Raw genomic sequence first — 18,399 nt, forward strand, 5'->3', positions numbered from 1 at the left:
ATCCTGCAAGAATGCACCGGTTGGATCAACCGGGGATCAGGTGCCGGTCGTTATGCCACGGAATGGTGCGCATAAGGTCTGTGAGACACGTGCGCAGGGACTATTCAACCGGCAGGAACCGCGGTAGGGCCGGGGTGAGATCGGCAACCAAGTCGTTCAATCGTGCAGCAGCGGTTGCGTCGCTTTCACCAGGATTGATCGGAGTTGTCAGCCTGACCAAGGCCCCGTCCGTGCGGCCGGTACGAATCCCATCCACCATCAACAAGTATTTTGCTTCGAAATCCCAAGCGATGCGCCGCCCCTTTTGTTCGAACCAGTAGTAGGCCATCATTCTGATTTCGCCCTTCTGGATGATTGCCTTGTTCAGCTCAAAAGGGGTGGGACTATTGAGTTCGGCGGCAATATCGGTGCGCTCCAGCCAAGCAATTTCCCAGCCGCCACCGGGTAGACAAATCTCGGGGCTGTGTACGCCACCTTTGGACTGATCGTTGTACCAGGCCATGAAAAGACCAATCCTGGGACCGGAGGAAGACCCTTTGTGAGCCAGATCAACCTGCAGATAGTCGTCTGCACGCAAAACCGCCTCAACGTCCGGTGTGAGAAACTGCTGTGGACCAACTTGCTGCCACTTCCCCAGGCTGCGGGGGAACAAGACAAAGCTGTCACGAGACACAGTGTAATCGCCGCGTTGGGGAAGCACCTGGAAGACAGCTATTGTCATCAATACTGCCAAAGAGGAGGCAATCAGCGCCGCAGATGGTTGCACCAACCGCAATCGCATTGCTTGGGTCAGCAGTCCGTCTGTGTCCAGATCCAATGCCTGAGGCAGGCTCATTTTTTGCCTTTGGAACATTAGCATCATCTTGGCGAGCAGGAAGAGCAGGACAATGCAGATTGCAAAAATAACCCACCCTTCGAAGAAGTGGGTAAATCCGTCCAACCAATCTGGCCCGTAAACGTTCACGACCACGCCGGCTAAGGCTATGCGCACCGAATTCATCAGCACTGTAATCGGTGCCGCAGAAATCAGGAGCACTGCCTTGTGCCACATCGGTCCGCGGTAAAGCACGGCGAAGATGTAGGAGAAGCTGAGGATTGGGAACAGGTAGTTCAAGCCTGAACAGGCCTCGGCCACGTGTAGTTTCATAATGCCAAGATCGATAATATTGCCATCGAGAAACACTGGCACGGACAACAGCTTGAGAAACCAAACCCCCAGCTCAGAAGAGATGAACTGCAACCAAGTGGTCATCTTGTAATAGAGCACGCCCGGCAGTGGGAGCATGTAGACCAAGTGCACAACAGGGGGCCAGAAATGTTTGCCCGTTGTCCAGCCAAAGCTGATCAGAAGGACACCACCAACCCACAGAATCAGGGCGTAAGCTACAATGTCATCGATATTGGCCAGCTTTCCCAAGCTGCCGAGGGCTACGGCAGCGAGGATGACCACCACACCGGGCCAACGGATACGCACCGCACCCGAGTTTTCTGGAACCGCCTTTAGTTGGCGCAAGAAAAGCAGGCCAGACAGTATCGGGATCAGTGGTCCGTGGCTGTATTCAGGCAGTTGCCACGCCGCCAGCAGCGCGCGCGTTCCGTCCCAAAAGAAGGCCATCGCCCCCAGGATTGTGACCAACAGCCAAAAAGTGCCCCAATGCATGAATCCGGTGCTTGGGTGCCTAGACGAAATGGTATCCGAGGAATGCATGCGCGTTCAAATCCAATCAAGACCCATCATATTCCCAACTGTCAATTGGGGGCGACCGTGCCTGCTCAACAGAGGTTTTGTCCCAACTTTGGGGTCATCTTACACAGTTTCTTCAAAGCCCAAGGTCTTCTGCCTGCGGGCAAGGAAGAGATTTAGAATCCAATGCGGCTCAGCGGTCCGGCCAGTTTGCGATACACGATAGGTGGCAGGATATCCTGCATCAGTGCTCGGCGCGCAACAAGCCTGTCCGCCTTGTCTTTGGAGCCGGGGCGAGGCTTGAAGAGCGTGGTGTGCTCCTTGCGTGTCGCATCCCATGTGGCGGTGTAGTAGTACAACGCAATGGATTGGCGCGCTTCGCCCTCGGGGTGGTTCACGGGTTCGGGATTGCCGTGGAATGTGTCGGACCCGGTCGAGAAACAGACCATCCGATTGAATTTCGGCACAAAGCTATTCATTTTGCGGGTCATTTCCTTGTCCCACACTTCGAACGAGCCGCCGTATTCCTCTTTCCAGTCCCTGTTGAGGTAGATCAGCACATTCAGTCGTCGCTCTACCTGCATCGGTCCGTGGAGGTTGAAATCGGCATGGATGTCCAGATGCCCACCATTGAGTGTTTTGTGAATACCTGCACCCATGAAATACGGGTCTGGGATAAGCCCCTTGATACCAGTCATCTGTTCCAGAAACAGGATGAATGGGCGCGAGTTGAACGCATAGAACAGGTTCTTTGTGTAAGCTGGCAGGCGCTCAGGAATATATGAGAACTTCAGGTTCTCCTGTGCGCGGCTGTACCCTTCTTCTGGTGCCGGGAGAGTTTCGAGCTCGTTGAGCACGTTCTCAAGAAGTGCTTCCGGCAAGAAGTTGTCGATGCAGGCGTGGTGATAGGGTTCTGCAGCCTGATAAATCTCTGCCTTAGCGGCGCCGGCGGCCTTGGCCGCATCGTTGTCGATCAAAAGTGTGTCGGGGTCGATGTTGTAGTAAGCGGTCATCGGTCCTGAGTTCCTTGGAAAAGCTATTCTGTTAAAAAATGGACGTTATCAGTCCCACCTATATCTTAGTGCGCTATCATTGTTGAGACATTTCGCAGGACACATTGGCGAAAAAGAGCCCCCGTTGCCAGTCAGCAACCCTTGCAGGGACAGGTATGAACGGGCAAGAACGCAGCCATAGATTAAATGATTTTGGGACCGATGAACCATGGTTGATCCTCGCGCTTACGTGTTGATTTCCCCATGTCGAAATGAGGCCGAGTATATGTGCCGCACGCTGGACAGCGTGGTGGCGCAGACTGTCAGGCCAACCTTGTGGGTGATTGTGGACGACGGATCTTCTGATGCGACGCCGCAGATTCTCGCAGATTATGCTGCGCGTCATGACTGGATTCGAGTGGTGCCAAAGCCCGATCGTGGCCAGCGTGCGGTCGGCCCAGGGGTAATAGAAGCATTTTACTACGGCTACGAAACGATCAATCCGCCTGACTTCTCTTACCTGTGCAAGCTGGATTTGGATCTGGATTTACCCCAAGGGTATTTCGAAGGTCTCATGGAGCGAATGGAAGCAGATCCGCGTATCGCCTCCTGTTCCGGCAAGGCCTATTTCGAGGATGAAAAGGGTAATATGGTGTCCGAGAACATATCGGATGACATGTCCCTTGGAATGACCAAGTTTTATCGCGTTTCTGCATTCGAGGCCCTTGGCGGTTTTGTGCGTGAGGTGATGTGGGACGGGATCGACTGCCACAAGGCGCGGATGATGGGCTGGAAAGCGGTCAGTTGGGATGTGCCCGAATTGCGCTTTAACCACCTGCGCCCCATGGGTTCGAGCCAGGCAGGCATTTTTACCGGTCGACGCCGACATGGGTTCGGGCAGTATTACATGGGTACGGGCCCCCTGTTTCTAACCGCGTCAGCCGTGAACAAGATGCGCCAAAAGCCCTATGTTCTTGGGGGGCTTGCAATTATCCAAGGTTATCTGGCTGCGTTGCTGCGCGGGGCGGAGCGCCACGGCGATCAAGAATTGCGTGCCTTCATCCGACGCTATCAGATGCGCGCTTTGATGATCGGCAAGACACGTGCAGTGGCCGAGATAGAAAAGGAACGTGCGGCGCTTTGGCCGGGGTAGGTTCGCGTTCTGCTCAGTCTGTAAGTCGGCTCTGACCTTTTGCGAGACGAAGATGCGTTTGGATCCGCCTCTACGCCGGCGGAGACATAGCGGTCATTTTCTTGACGCCTCGTTTGGAAATCATGCAGCTCTGATCATCGTAGTGAGGGGGCCAAGGCGTTGTTGGGTTCAATCGCAATGTTGGATCAGTGACTATTGACCGACCGCCGTTGAGCCTCATTTGTACTCGATCAAGCCTCGAGGGCGGCGGATCAAGCGTCGGGTGTGGTATTCCAGCACGCCCAATGCTTCGGGAAATTTCCCTGAGCTTAGCAGAAAGGCGCGCTCCCATGCCTCGGTTGTCCCGCCTTCGCGCAGCCCGAAGCGGATGGCGCGCGCGGGATAGACGCAAAAAAACAACAGGCCAGTTGGACCGATCACGAGGGCCAGAGCAAAGATCGACAGCGGTATACCAAATCCCCAGATCAAAGCCTTACGCGTTTCCGGGACGCAATGCCGCTCGGGGCGCGCACCGTGCAAGGCTGCGCCCTCGGCCCAAGCATGGCCAGCCCGTCGTGCGCGTGACCAGAACTGGCCAAACCGCGTCATTGCCGCATCATGTAACGTCATTTCGTGATCAATGCGTTGTATTGTCCAACCAGCGGCCCGAAGACGGACGCACATTTCCGGCTCTTCACCGGCTATGAGGCCAGGATTGTAGCCCTCAACGGCATCGAGGGCATCCATGCGCATCAGCGCATCGCCGCCGCAAGACCGCACCTGTCCCACGGGTACATCCCATTCCCAGTCGCAGAACCGGTTGTACATCGTCGCGTCGGGAAAGCGTTCGCGGCGGCGGCCGAAAACCACGCCAAGGCTTGGATCCTCATTGAGTGCAGCGGTGGCGGATGCGAGCCATCCTGGCTGCAACTCGCAATCGCCGTCCATGAATTGAACGAAGGTCGGTCGCGATCCACTGTTGCGTACACGGTCTAGTCCGGCGTTGCGTGCACGCGCGGCCGTGAAGGGGCGCGACATGTCGAGTGAGACCACTTCGGCGCCAACCGTGCTGGCAGCCTCTTGAGATCCGTCCGTCGAGCCGCTGTCGACATAGATCACGCGCTCGACCCCTTGCACCGAAGCCAAACCTCGGACCAGCCGTTCGCCTTCATTGCGCCCAATGATGATGGCAGCGATCGTTTGGGTCATGTGCGCCGCTCCACCCGTTTGCGCTGACGGGTGTAGATGCTGGCGGGGCCTGCAGGTTGTCCCGGGTCAGCTTGCGTTGCCGGGCGCCGCATCCCAAAACGCAAGGGCGGAGCCTCGCTTGTTTGTTCCTCTGTATCGCTGATACGCCCCATTTCCAGGCGTCCCCAAAGCGCGCCAGCCAATAGCCATTTGTCGGGTGTCATGCCAGAATTGGGAATGAGATCGATCATCCCGGCGGTCAACGCCAGCGCTATGAAGGCACTTTCCATCCCGATGCCATCACGGCGTGCGCGGAACCAGATTAAAAGAGCAGGTAGGCCCAGCAGGCCAAACTTAGAAAGATACCCGATCCAGCCACTTTCACCCATGACGATGATCCACTCACCGTCTGCTACGGTATCCTGGTCGGTCAACATCCAGCGTCCATAACCACCCCAACCAAAGAGCCGCCGTTCTTCGACCCGTTGCAGCAGCAATTCCTCGAAGTGGAAACGGAACCCAAGCGATGCAGCCCGTTCCGGATCAATAGCGGTGGCCTGAGCCAGCAGCCAATCCACCGGAACGATATGGGCGCCGCGTGCAATGGGATAGCTGAGCGCGATCAACCCGATCACTGCCGCGGCTAGTAGTTGTAGCCGCATTGGTAAGAAAAGCACGAGCGGAACAAGTAGAACTGCAATGACCAGAGCCCCGAGAGACTTGCTGAAAACCAAGATCACAAAGAGCATACATCCGGCCGCCAGAAACTTGGCGCGCGCCGCCCCCGTGTTGAGACGGGCGAGCCCGAACGTGGCGATCACCGCGACCACAAGAAAGATGCTGAGGTAAAGCCCGTGATGCATGAAAACCACCGGGCGATATCCGTCGCCACGCAGGTGTTGCAGCCAGGAATGCGGAAAGAAGCCGTAAACCATGTTGTTGAGCTGTGGCGACATGCGGAGCTCGAACAGAATCAGCGGAGTATAAATCAGGCCGGCAATGCAAAATCCCAAGAGCAGCATTCGATGCATTCTCGGGTGGGCGAGGAACTTGCGCGCGAGCAACAAGGGCAGGATTGTGTAAATCGCCCCTAGAATGATGGCCCCAGCATCGTAAATACGCAGACCTGGGCGAAACTGCCCATTGGAAAAGAAGGCGTCGGGATTCGTTAGAACCGTGAGAATGGATCCGATGATAAAGACACTGATCAGACCGATCACCAGCATTTGTTTTGGAAACCAGCCGGTCAGCATAGTGATGTCCTGCGGCTGACGGGATTGACTCAAGGCGCAAAACAGCAAAGCGCACAAAACCGGTATTGTAAGTTTGTCCAATGCACCGGCAGCTGGCAGGTCGATCCCGCCTTGTTCCGGTAAAAACAGATAGCCGCCGAGCACGCAGAAAATCAGGACAAATGCAGGTCCTCGTCCGCGCGTGGCTGCCCAAACGACCAGAGGCCAGCCGAGCAAGGCTACGACCGGAGGTATCACGATTTGTTATCCATTGGTTTTCAATTTCATGTCTGCCTCTGGCAGTCGCGAGTCTAATGATCGCATTGTATGCCACGTTTCTCTTTGAAAATTAAGCACAAACCACGGCGATAAAATGGCGCCGGTTATCAGGCCACACGCGGTGTTCGCAGGCAACGAACGCTGCCTTTACTGGCTTGAAAAGTGTTGGAGCAATTCTCTGGTTTGACGCGAATTTCGCTGTGCCTGTGGCCCCTGTTGGATTGGTCTCAGGCCGGTGGCGCGATGTTTTAAGCTCATGAGGAATCTTTGCCCATGCCTGACATTTTGACATTTGATTGGAACGCGCTTGAACGTGCGATGTCCCACCCGTTGAAGGCAATGTTCGGATGAGTGCTGGGGCAAATACATCCGGCCTGCGTGCCACCGCCAATGGCCAGATGGTACAGGATTTGGCCATCAGGTCCGAGATCGACAATATGGTTCCATTGCCGGTCAACATGGCTCGGATGACCATACAGGTGGAGGCACCCGCGCAATACGCTGGTCAGTACACAACTCAATCCAACGTGTTGGATACCCGCCCCACGCGTCTTGTGCGTCCGCAAATTGCCTATGACGAGGAAGCGGGTGCGCTTCATATGGTGGCACCTGGGCTTTGGGCTCACGATGATAGAATTGCTCCTCCCAACCTCACCTACCGGTGGCGACGAGACGGGAAGGGCATCAGCGGTGCTGTGGATACAACCTACGTCTTGCAGCCCGAGGATTATGGCCGCCCCATTCAATTGCGTGAGCGTGGCACAGACGCCAACGGTCGTCGCGCCCACCTGTCACTGGCAATCACCGTGCCCCCACCGTCCCCGTTCGAGGTTGTGCTTGAAGCCGATGGCACGTTGCGCATTGACGGCAATGACGGTCGTGCCTTTGAGGTGGAGCAGGCGAGCGACTATGCAGGGCGCTACAGCGTTTCTCCGGCAGCACTTGTAGCAGGCCCGGTTGTGTTGGTGCCGCCACAGCTTGCGGTGCCTGCGACTGCGGCGCCAGGCGAAGCATTGGCCATTACGCCTGCACTGTTTGCTTACGACCCGGAGCTGGGAGAGCCGGTGATCCGATATTCGGCTGGAGTGGATGCAAGTGACCCGGCCAACCCGGTCTATGTTGTGCAAACTGGGGATCAGGGCGAAGCTGTCACGATCACTGCGACGGCGGTTCAAGGGACCTTTGCCGCGGGCAGTGTGTCGAATGGTGTGAGCATTCCCGCTGCGCCGCCCCCGCCGGATCGGTTCGAGGTTGTGCTTGAAGCCGATGGTACGTTGCGCATTGACGGCAATGACGGTCGTGCCTTTGAGGTGGAGCAGGCGAGCGATGCCTATGTGGGGAGCTACAGGGTGTTGCCCAGTGAGCTTGAGGCTGGCCCCGTTGCGCTGGTGCCCCCGCAGCTAATTGTGTCTGACAGTGCTGTGCCGGGTGATGCCTTGGCCATCACGCCAGCGTTGTTTGCTTATGACCCAGACCTGGGAGAACCGGTGATCCGGTATTCAGCCGGGGTGGATGCAAGCGACCCAATCAGCCCATTCTACGTTATACAAGCTGGCGATCAGGGCGCAGCCGTCGTGATCACTGCGACGGCGGTTCAAGGTGCCCTTGCTACGAACAGTGTTTCGAACAGTGTGAACATCCCTGCCGCACCACCCGCTCCGGATTTGTTCGAAATTGTGCTTGAAGCCGACGGCACGTTGCGCATCGACGGCAATGACGGTCGCACCTTTCAAGTAGAGCAAGCCAGCGAAGCTTACGCCGGGACCTACAGGGTCTCTCCGGCGGAGCTGGAGGCAGGCCCTGTCGCGCTTGTACCGCCGCAGCTGGAGGTTCCCGCTGCTGCTGTGCCGGGTGATGTTTTAAACATCACGCCAGCATTGTTTGCCTACGACCCTGACCTGGGAGTGCCGGTGATCCGGTATTCAGCCGGGGTGGATGCAAGTGACCCAGACGTCCCCGTCTATGTCATCCAGTCGGGTGAGCAGGGCACAAACTTCAGCGTTGCCGTAACGGCTTCGCAGAGGGGGCTCGATACCGCAAGTCGCTCAAACGAGATCACGGTGCCCTAAGCGGGACCGAACCCTTTGGCTTTCTTGCACAATCCAAAAACAGATAGGAGTATTCCAATGCCATCCGTATGCTTTAAAGGATTTCCGATGGGCAGTGTCGTGTCCATTGATGGCGTGATGACAACATCATGGGGCCGAATGTCAGAAGGTGATTCAGTTTGGGACTTGGAGCCAACGCCGGGCGTTTCCGTGGAGATCAACGCTCGCCGCAGTAACCTGCAGGCAGCGCCCGAGGCTTTCCAGTTCGATCTGACGCTTTCCGGTTTCGACACAAATACGCTGAGCGATGATGCGGCCTATGATCCAAGTTATCATGACAAGTGTGTGTTTTGGGATTATGGCGACAGTTATCAATTCACGGCGCCCGAGCAGGTACAGCGCGGCAATCTTGACAGCCGTTGGAGTCGTGGGCCGCTGGGCGCGCACACATATCGCGATGCGGGTGAGTTCGTTGTACGAGTTGCTGTTATTGAACCGTCGTCGGGCAATGTAGGTTTTGGCATTTTTCGGATTGGCGGCACGTCGTCCGACACACCGCGCATTCGATCTGCGTCCGAGGTGTTTGAGGGCGCAGCCACGATGTTCGTCGACACCAATGGTGCGGCCGGTGGTTATCCCAATGCGCCCGCAGGAGCGGTGCGTTACGATAATGTCCAAGCGGCGATTGAGCAGATGCCCGGCGGCGCAGGCCCACGCCGTGTGATTTTGGAGCGTGGGCAGAACCACGTCATTACCGCGGCCCGCAACTTGGCGCTTTATAGCACCCCAAATGGCCCGACCAGCTTCCGCATTGAGGCCAACGCCGGTTCTGGAGCCAAGCCGATCCTATCGCTGGACAGCGGCCGCTTTGGAAACGGTTCCTTGTTGTTCAACGATGCATTGCGTGCTGGAACGGCGCGCAATGCGGAAGCTGACATTGTTTTTTCCGGTCTCGATTGCCGCGGATTGTGGGACAGCACCAGAGAGTCGGGCGCAGCGGTGACGTTTGCGTTGGCCGCAGGGGCGGGTTCCAGCTACACACTTTATGATGGTTGTGAGTTCTCGGGCTGGGCGATTGCCTATCAATCGGCCAACAGCGACCGGGAAACGATGTACACGATCAACGACACTGCGATTTCCGATTGGCAGGAATACGCGGTCTTTGACAGTTCCACACAAGTCTCAAGCGCCTATACCGGCGCGCGGCTGATGCAGCATGTCGATGCTTTGGGCGGTGGACCAAGAGTCTCGCCCCCGCGGCACAATACACAAGGTCCTGTCCGTTTCGGCGGTCCGAAGCGTGCTCATATTTGGGCAAGCGACGTGTTCTCGCGCAATGGGTGGTTCAGCCAAGGTTCTGTTTATGGTGTACAGCCGTGCATTCGGTTTGCAGACAGCGCATCGCGCGCCGGTGCACGACTTAACCTCGGGGCCAGCGTGTTGGAAAGTGCTGGACCGGTTGTGACCATGGCCAATGGCGATGGAAACAATCCGGATACTCATGTGAACGCCATGATCGACGGAAACATTCTGCTGGGCGGTTTCATGTCCACAGATTTGGCTGTCGTTTCATATGGTGGCAGTACCTGGCGCAACAACTTCCTGATCCAACCGGATGTGCAGCGTAACAACAGATCCATCGGTGGTTTCGGGATCAATGCCAACGTTATGTTTGTATTCCGTGATTCCGGGGCAGGGATTGCCGCGGGCAACCTGACAACGCCCAGCCTCGTCTACAACAATACGATGGTGAATTTACTGTCTGGTGGCAATCTGTTTGGAGGCACCGGGGAAACCCGAGCGCTGATCAACGAGAACGGTTTCACGATCACCTACGAAAACAATCTCTTGCACGAGCCGAACAGGAATGTGCCGCGGACCCTTTATGGTGCGGTCAATGTTTCGCCTCCGGATGGCACAATGACACCCGTCTTTGCATTCACACCCCGTTACAATGGATATCGCGACTTCGACAGCGTTACGACTTTGGACACGACATTTGCAACGCCAGCAGATAGTGGGCGCATCTGGGTTCCACAGGTCGGATCTCCAGCGCTTGGAGCGGCCATGGCTGAACCTAACTCAATGATTTCTTTTGCTGGGACACGCCGTCCCGAACTGCCATCGATTGGTGCGGCGGAAATCGAATAGGGCAGAACATTCCTGCCTAGGTAGAAAACTCAGAGGGCTCGCAAGAAACGGCGGGCCCTTCGGCTTTCAGAAACGCTCAGATTAGACATTTTTCCAACATCTGCCACACTCGTGCCGCATATCCAGTATTATTGGCTGGCTTCACCGCTTACCCTACTGGTATACCGATATTTATTTACGGCCCAGGGCGTTCTATGCTGGGCAAGGCATTTTGAATTTTTGTTAGGCAGGTGGATTTCAATGAGCCGTGCTGCACCGGATATCTCTGAAACGGATATTGCCATCGTGGGGCTTGCCGCGCATTTGCCGGGAGCAGACGGGGCAGAAGCCTATTGGGAAAACCTGCGCCAGGGCATTGAGTCGATCCGTCGCTATACGCGAGACGAGCTCGTGGATGCAGGCGAGGCGCCGCATCTGATCGAACGGCCCGACTACGTGCCCGCTGCAGCTCCTCTCGACAACTTCGAAACCTTTGACGCGGATTTCTTTGGTTTGTCCCCCAAGGAAGCGGCGATCATGGATCCCCAGCACCGCCAATTTCTCGAGGTTGCATGGGAGGCACTTGAGAATGCGGGACACCCGCCGTCTAAGGCCAAGGGGCCCATCGGGGTATACGCTGGCTGCGGCATGGGTAGCTATTTCTATTTCAACATCTGTTCCAACCGCGATCTGGTGGACGACGTGGGCATGTTCCTTTTGCGTCATACCGGCAACGACAAGGATTTTCTGGCCACTCGCGTCAGCCACATCTTCGACATGACCGGTCCCAGCGTGAATGTGCAGACTGCCTGTTCGACATCTTTGGTGGCGACGCATTACGCAACGCAGGCGTTGCTGAACGATGATTGCGACATGGCCATCGCGGGTGGTGTCACGATCGAACTGCCGCAGCATCGCGGTTACCTTTACAAGGAAGGCGAAGTCCTATCCCCCGACGGTCATTGCCACGCCTTTGATCATCGCGCGCAAGGGACGGTTTTTGGGTCAGGCGCTGGGGCAGTGGTGTTGCGGCGACTGAGCGATGCGATACGAGACGGTGATCACATTTACGCGGTGATCAAAGGGTCGGCCATTAACAATGATGGCGCCGCTAAGGCCGGTTACCTGGCCCCTTCGGTGGATGGTCAGGCCGAAGCCATCGCCGAGGCGCACCTGATGTCTGGTGTGACCGCGGACACGATTGACTACGTGGAATGCCATGGAACCGGCACTTATCTGGGCGATCCGATCGAAGTAGCCGCCCTGTCGCAAGCCTTCGAAGAGACAACGGACGAAAAAGGCTACTGTCGCATTGGATCGGTCAAGACGAATATCGGGCACCTCGATACAGCGGCAGGTGTGGCTAGCCTGATCAAGGCGTCGCTGTCGCTGCATCACAAACAGATTCCGCCGTCGCTCGGATATGAAAAGCCGAACCCTGCTATTGATTTTGAACACTCCCCCTTCCGGATCAATGACACGTTAAGCGATTGGGTCAGTCACAAGGGCCCGCGTCGAGCCGGGGTCAACTCTCTGGGTGTCGGTGGCACCAATGCGCATGTCGTGCTTGAGGAAGCGCCCAAGCGTGCGGCGTCTGAACCGTCGGACTGGCCGTTCCAGATGCTGCTTTTGTCGGCGCGGTCGAAGGCTGCACTAGATGGCAATGCGGCCAACCTCGCGGCACATTTGCGGTCCCATCCAGAGCAGAATCTGGCTGACGTTGCCTGGACTTTGAAAGAAGGGCGCCACGCCTTCGAACGCCGCCGCGTCGTGGTGGCTGAGACTCGTGAGGAGGCGGCGGAAACGTTGTTGGATGGAGACCCACGCAAGGTCTTTACCCATACGGCGTTGGATCGACCCGACACCGTGTTCATGTTCCCTGGCGGTGGCGCGCAATATGCCGGTATGGCCCGTGATCTTTACGAGACCGAACCTGTCTTTGCCGAATGGATGGACAAGGGCCTCGAAATCCTCGCGCCGAAGTTGGACTATGATATTCGCGCGCTCTGGTTGCCGGAAAAGGGACAGGAAGCCGACGCAGACGCAAGGCTGACGCAACCCTCGGTTCAGCTTCCATTGATCATGATCTGCGAATATGCGCTGGCCCAACTGTGGATGAGTTGGGGTGTTCAGCCAGCGGCCCTGGTCGGGCACTCCATGGGTGAAAATACTGCTGCGTGCGTGGCAGGTGTCATGCGTTTTGAGGACTGCATCGGTCTTGTGCACCTGCGTGGACGGTTGTTCGACACCGTGCCCGCTGGTGGCATGCTGTCGGTGGCATTGCCTGCCGATGCGCTACGTCCGCTTTTGGGAGACGATCTGGATCTTGGCGCTGTGAATGCGCCGAACCTGTCGGTGGCTACCGGACCCCAAGCAGCGCTGGACGTGTTGCAAGAGGCGTTGACTGCGCGCGACGTGGATTGTCAGCGAATCCCGATCGACATCGCTGCGCATTCGCGCATGCTCGAGCCCATTTTGAAGGAGTTTGGCGATTATCTGCGGTCCATTCCACTGAGTGTGCCGCAGATTCCCTTTACCTCGAACCGCTCGGGCCAGATGATCACTGATGCAGAAGCAACCGATCCCGAATACTGGGTGGGGCATCTGCGCGGGACTGTGCACTTTGCCGATTGCGTTGGCACTTTAGCCGAAAAGAACCGCATCTTTATTGAGGTGGGTCCGGGCAAAGCGCTGTCGTCGCTGGCTGGACAACACCCGAGTGTCGACGTCAATCAGGTGATTGGTTCGTTGCGCCACTCTGCCGACACCACATCCGATGACGCCTACTTCATGGCGATGCTGGGCCGGGTCTGGGCGCTTGGCGGTGACATTGACTGGGCGCAGGTTTGGGGAGAGGCCCGGCGTGTCAAACTGCCCTTGCCAACCTACGCTTTCCAGCGCGCGCCCTATTACATCGAACCCGCGCTGCCACAGACCGAAACCGTCAATACCTGGTTGATGCGCAACGACGACCCGGACAGCTGGGGGTGGAAACCGTCTTGGCGTCCCGACTACGCCCCTTGCGATGTGGACGTGACGGGCGACTTGTCCGACGTTCCGCCGCAGCGATGGCTGGTGTTTGCGGATGAGGCCGGGTTGTGCGACCGGGTCACGGATCGGTTGCGGACGGCAGGCCACGAGATCGTCACGGTGCGCGCAGGCGACACTTTCGCGCGGGTGGGTGAAGACGGATACATCCTGTCGCCGGAACGCGGGCGCGACAGCTATGACGCTTTGGTCCGGGATCTTGTTGCTCGGACGTTCCTGCCTGATCGGGTGCTGCATGGTTGGCTGGCAACCACCCGAGAGACCTTTCGACCGGGGTCGAGTTTTTTCCATCGTAATCTGGAGCAAGGCTTCTTCAGTCTGCTGTTTCTTGCGCAGGCTATGGGCGACGAGGGGTGGAGCCAGCCCCTACATATGGATGTGTTGAGCTCAGGTGCTGTGCAAGTGGCGAGTGAAGCGCTGAGCTACCCTGAAAAGGCAACGCTCAGCGGCCCGGCACGGGTCATGCCACGCGAATTCCCGCAAATCTCAGTGGCCTCGCTGGATCTGGACTTGCCGCAGGTCAAGGGACGTGCGCAAGCGGACATTGAGGCCTTTGTTCAACCTGTTCTCGAAGAAATCCTGTCACCGGCTGACAACCGCATGGCTGCGGTGCGCAGTGCCAAACGCTACTCCATGTCTTGGCGGCCACAAGCTCTGGCCACATGTGACGCGGGTTTGGATCGACTGACCAAAGGTGGCGTGGTTCTGGTAACTGGCGGTTTTGGCGGGATCGGTCTTACGCTGGCGCAGGAGCTGATCGAAACCGTGGGCGCACGCATCGTTCTGGTGTCGCGAGGCGGCCTGCCGCCGCGCGAGGACTGGGAAAAGGTGCTGGCCAACACTGCGCCGGGTGATGCATTGCCCCGCCGCATCCGTGCCGTTCAGGATCTTGAGGCGACCGGTGGCGACGTTCTGTGTCTTGCCTCCGATGTCTCCAATGTCGAGGACATGACCGCGTTACGCGCCGAAGTCGAAGCGAAGATGGGTCCGGTCTCTGGCATCATCCATGCCGCAGGTGTGATTGAGGATGGGCTGATCCAGACCAAGACCATGACCGAGGTCGAAGATGTCTTTGCACCCAAGTTGCACGGCACACGGGTGATCGAAGAGGTTTTCCCCGACGGTGATGTCGACTGGATGGTCCTGTTTTCCTCAAGCTCCACCGCGACAGCGCCGGCTGGTCAGGTCGATTACGTCGCCGCCAACGAATATCTTAATGCTTATGCCAAGGCCCGTGCGGGTGGCAAAACGCGGGTTCAAGCTATCGGTTGGGGTATCTGGGCCGACACCGGCATGGCTGCTGATGCGATGGCGGCCCGCACCGGTGCAGGGACCGAGGCACCCGTGCTGCCTGCGGACGTGCCACTTCTGGATCAAAAGACATTTGATCGGGCCGGTCACCGGATATTCACCGCTGAATACAGTGTGCATGATCGCTGGGTATTGGGTGATCACCGGACTGGGGCAGGGGATGCCTTGATGCCCGGCACGGGCTATCTTGATCTGGCAGCACAAGCCCTGCGGGCCCAAGGTGAAACCACCGCTTTCGAAATTCGGGACCTCTATTTCCTGCGCCCACTTGCTGTTGGGGATGCGGAGACTCGCGCGGTCACCCTGCGCCTGCCGCGCAGTGACACAGGCTATGACATGACCGTGGAAAGCGGTTCCGAAGGTGCTTCGGAGATGAACGCACAAGCGCATTTGTCCCTTTTGCCAATGCGGGCTCCAGCTCCGCTTGACGTAGCTGCCATTGCCGCCCGCTGTGCGACCCCGGTGCGTGCGCCCGAAGGCGGCGCGCTCAAGGGTGCCCAAGAGGCGCATCTGCAATTCGGCGATCGCTGGCGTGTTTTGCAATCCACGGCCTTGGGAACAGGAGAAGGGCTCGCAGAGCTGTCTTTGCCAACAGTCGCACAAGACGATCCTGCAGCTGGTTACCGTTTACATCCGGGCCTAATGGATCTGGCCACCGGTTGGGCCATGGATCTGATCGAGGGATACGATCCGATGGCCTATCTGTGGGTCCCGGTTTCCTATCGTTCGGTCAAGGTGTTCCGAGACTTGCCTGACCGTATCCTGTCCTGGGTGCGCAACGCAGGTGACAACAAGGCCACGGGTGAGATTGCCAACTTTGACGTGACTCTGGTCACGCCCGAAGGCGAGGTCTGTGTAGAGATCCAGGGCTTTTCCATCCGGCGGATGGAGACAAGTGTGGGTTTCGCCGCCACCGAGGATACACCTGCAACAACGGCTGGAGCGGAGGTGGTTCAACCTCTCTCACCCGCCGAGGAGCGTCTGCGCCACAACCTCGGACAGGGGATCCGCGCGGAGGAGGGGGCAATGTTGTTCCTGCGGGCTTTGGCCCTCAAAACGCCGCAAGTTGTCCTGTCATCGCTCGACATACCGGGCTTGATCGAACAAGCGGGTCAAGCTGACGACAGCAGCGCGGGCGGCGGACAAACCTTTGAACGACCCCAACTCGACAGTGAATACGTTGAACCAGAGGGGGCCATCGAAACCACTCTTGCCGGTTTCTGGGCCGAACTCTTGGGGGTTGATCAGATCGGGGCTGAGGACAGTTTCTTTGATCTTGGCGGCCACTCGCTGATTGCTGTCAGGCTGTTCGCCAAGATCCGCAAGACGTATTCCGTGGACTTTCCAATATCGGTCCTGTTCGAAGCACCGACTATCCGAAAGGTCGCGGCCCTAATCGCCGAGCGTGGGGGCGTCTCAGAAGACACCGCGTCCAGTGACGACAAGGCGACAGATGCCGAGGCACGGCCCGAGCGCCGCTTTACTCACCTCGTGCCGATGCATGCAGGCGAAGGGGGACCACGCACGCCGTTTTTCCTCGTTGCTGGCATGTTCGGCAATGTTCTTAACCTGCGCCACCTGGCGCATTTGCTAGGCTCGGACAGACCATTTTATGGCCTGCAGGCGCGTGGACTTTACGGCGACGAGGAACCCCACCGCACAATCGAAGCAGCAGCGGCAGACTACATTGCTGAGATGCGGCAAGTTCAGGAAAAGGGCCCTTACATGTTGGGCGGTTTCTCTGGTGGCGGCATTACTGCCTTCGAAATCGCGCGCCAATTGGAGGCGCAGGGCGAAGAGATCATTTCGGTGATCCTGCTCGATACACCGCTGCCTGTACGTCCACCCTTGTCACGGCGCGATAGGATCATGCTGAACTGGTTGAATCTGAAGGATGAAGGCGTGTCCTATGTCTCGACCTGGGCCAAGAACCGTATTGCTTGGGAGTTGCAAAAGCGCCGTGGCCAAGCGGAAGAAGCGACCGAAGAGGGTCAGCAGTTCCATGACGCGGCCATCGAAGCAGCGTTCCTTGAAAGTGTAGGCAAGTATCAAGTGACGTCGTGGGACGGCCCGCTAACGCTGTTCCGTCCTCCCCTTATGGCGCGGTGGGAGGTGGCACCGGGGCGGCTGGTGGATAAGGACCGGCACTATATGTTCCCCGACAACGACTGGACGCGTTATGTGCCAGGCGTGACGGTTCACGAGGTGCCCGGGGATCATGATTCCATGGTTCTGGAGCCAAACGTGCGTGTTCTCGCGGCGCGTATGAAAAAGGTATTGGAGGCGGCCGAGACCGATTGGGCCACCGCGCCGACACCACCAAATTTCCGGGAGGCAGCGGAATGAATGCGTCCGGGCCTACGGTTCTAACCGTTCTTTTGAACTACAAGACTCCCGACATGACGATAAAGGCGGCAAACTCCGCTCTTGCCGCCATGGACGGTATGGCGGGTGGTCTGGTCATTGTCGATAACGACAGTCAGGACGGGTCATTCGAAAAATTATCGGCGCATATCGCAAGTCAAGGCTGGGATGCTGAGGGCCGGGTCCGCGTGCTTCAGTCGGGCCGCAATGGAGGTTTTGGCGCAGGCAATAACGTGGGTATCCGCGCGCACCTCGCAGACGGGTCTGCTCCTGACTACGTCTATATTCTTAATTCCGACGCCTTCCCGGCCCCTGATGCTATTCGTGTCCTCCTGAACCACTTGGAATCCACACCCAAAGCGGGTTTTGCAGGCAGCTATATTCACGGACCAGAGGGCGATACGCATCTGACCAGCTTCCGCTTTCCATCCGTCGCCAGCGAATTCGAAGGGTCGATCCGTTTTGGCCCTGTGTCGCGGCTTTTGAAGAACTATAAGGTACCAGTCGAAACCCCGACCCAGACGCAAACCGTTGATTGGTTGGCTGGTGCGTCGATGATGATGCGGCAATCGGTGCTGGATCAGATCGGGCTTTTTGACGAAACCTTCTTTCTTTATTTTGAGGAAACAGACCTGTGTCTGCGGGCAGCGCGTGCGGGATACGCCACCGACTATGTGCCAGCCAGCATGGTTGCGCATATAGGATCAGCCTCTACCGGTATGAAGACATGGCAACGCGTGCCAGACTATTGGTTTGACAGCAGGTGGTACTATTTCTCCAAAAGCCATGGGCGGGCCTATGCGGTTCTGGCGACGCTTTTGCATGTGCTGGGTGGTGCGCTGCATACACTGCGCTGTGCAGTGACAGGCAAGGCGCGCTCTACGGCACCCGGTTTCCTGACGACGATGCTGCGCCATGATCTACGCGCGCTTTTTGCCGCCCCAACACCGGCACGCATTCCAACCAAGTCACAGTCTCAAGCATAGGGTTT

The 18,399-nt window shown here is 57.6% G+C and carries 9 protein-coding genes; 5 read left to right on the forward strand and 4 right to left on the reverse strand.

All coding sequences use genetic code 11. The annotated features are described in order from the left end of the window. Positions 1–100: 100 nt before the first annotated feature. Positions 101–1,660 (reverse strand): VPLPA-CTERM-specific exosortase XrtD, encoded by a 1,560-nt coding sequence (xrtD, locus tag Q1A51_RS19180; RefSeq protein WP_299671479.1) that lies wholly within the window; start codon positions 1,658–1,660, stop codon positions 101–103. A 200-nt stretch (positions 1,661–1,860) separates the two neighbouring features. After that, the gene (locus Q1A51_RS19185) at positions 1,861–2,697 is read right to left on the reverse strand and encodes a 2OG-Fe(II) oxygenase (protein ID WP_299601303.1); all 837 of its coding nucleotides are present in this window, start codon (positions 2,695–2,697) and stop codon (positions 1,861–1,863) included. Positions 2,698–2,905: 208 nt separating this feature from the next. On the opposite strand from Q1A51_RS19185, the gene Q1A51_RS19190 reads away from it, so the two are divergent. Further along, positions 2,906–3,829, forward strand: coding sequence for a glycosyltransferase family A protein (locus tag Q1A51_RS19190; RefSeq protein WP_299601306.1), 924 nt, complete (start codon positions 2,906–2,908; stop codon positions 3,827–3,829). A 216-nt stretch (positions 3,830–4,045) separates the two neighbouring features. On the opposite strand, the gene Q1A51_RS19195 is transcribed toward Q1A51_RS19190, so the two are convergent. Next, on the reverse strand, positions 4,046–5,017 hold the full coding sequence (locus tag Q1A51_RS19195; protein ID WP_299601308.1) for a glycosyltransferase family A protein: 972 nt from the start codon (positions 5,015–5,017) through the stop codon (positions 4,046–4,048). Then, entirely contained in the window at positions 5,014–6,249 is a 1,236-nt protein-coding gene (locus Q1A51_RS19200) for a hypothetical protein (RefSeq protein ID WP_299601310.1), read from the reverse strand. Before Q1A51_RS19200 ends, Q1A51_RS19195 begins: the two co-directional genes overlap by 4 nt. A gap of 605 nt (positions 6,250–6,854) precedes the next feature. Between Q1A51_RS19200 and Q1A51_RS19205 the strand changes: the two genes are divergently transcribed. From Q1A51_RS19205 to Q1A51_RS19220, 4 genes are all read left to right on the forward strand, one after another. After that, a complete protein-coding gene (locus Q1A51_RS19205; RefSeq protein ID WP_299601312.1) occupies positions 6,855–8,576 on the forward strand; it encodes a hypothetical protein in 1,722 nt (573 codons plus the stop codon). An 87-nt stretch (positions 8,577–8,663) separates the two neighbouring features. Then, positions 8,664–10,706: a hypothetical protein gene (locus tag Q1A51_RS19210; RefSeq protein ID WP_299601314.1), complete on the forward strand. Its 2,043-nt coding sequence runs from the start codon at positions 8,664–8,666 to the stop codon at positions 10,704–10,706. A 240-nt stretch (positions 10,707–10,946) separates the two neighbouring features. Further along, a complete protein-coding gene (locus Q1A51_RS19215) occupies positions 10,947–17,390 on the forward strand; it encodes a type I polyketide synthase (RefSeq protein ID WP_299601316.1) in 6,444 nt (2,147 codons plus the stop codon). Next, positions 17,387–18,394, forward strand: a complete 1,008-nt coding sequence (locus Q1A51_RS19220; protein WP_299601318.1) for a glycosyltransferase family 2 protein — start codon at positions 17,387–17,389, stop codon at positions 18,392–18,394. Before Q1A51_RS19215 ends, Q1A51_RS19220 begins: the two co-directional genes overlap by 4 nt. The last annotated feature ends 5 nt before the right edge of the window (positions 18,395–18,399 follow it).

Source organism: uncultured Tateyamaria sp., from assembly GCF_947496075.1.
GTDB lineage: Bacteria > Pseudomonadota > Alphaproteobacteria > Rhodobacterales > Rhodobacteraceae > Tateyamaria.

Excerpts from the sequence above, each read along its gene's own strand:
- Q1A51_RS19210 (WP_299601314.1), top strand. The coding sequence starts at position 8,664 with ATGGGCAGTGTCGTGTCCATTGATGGCGTGATGACAACATCATGGGGC.
- Q1A51_RS19220 (WP_299601318.1), top strand. The coding sequence starts at position 17,387 with ATGAATGCGTCCGGGCCTACGGTTCTAACCGTTCTTTTGAACTACAAG.
- Q1A51_RS19205 (WP_299601312.1), top strand. The coding sequence starts at position 6,855 with ATGAGTGCTGGGGCAAATACATCCGGCCTGCGTGCCACCGCCAATGGC.
- Q1A51_RS19215 (WP_299601316.1), top strand. The coding sequence starts at position 10,947 with ATGAGCCGTGCTGCACCGGATATCTCTGAAACGGATATTGCCATCGTG.
- xrtD (WP_299671479.1), bottom strand. The coding sequence starts at position 1,660 with ATGCATTGGGGCACTTTTTGGCTGTTGGTCACAATCCTGGGGGCGATG.
- Q1A51_RS19190 (WP_299601306.1), top strand. The coding sequence starts at position 2,906 with ATGGTTGATCCTCGCGCTTACGTGTTGATTTCCCCATGTCGAAATGAG.
- Q1A51_RS19195 (WP_299601308.1), bottom strand. The coding sequence starts at position 5,017 with ATGACCCAAACGATCGCTGCCATCATCATTGGGCGCAATGAAGGCGAA.
- Q1A51_RS19185 (WP_299601303.1), bottom strand. The coding sequence starts at position 2,697 with ATGACCGCTTACTACAACATCGACCCCGACACACTTTTGATCGACAAC.
- Q1A51_RS19200 (WP_299601310.1), bottom strand. The coding sequence starts at position 6,249 with ATGCTGACCGGCTGGTTTCCAAAACAAATGCTGGTGATCGGTCTGATC.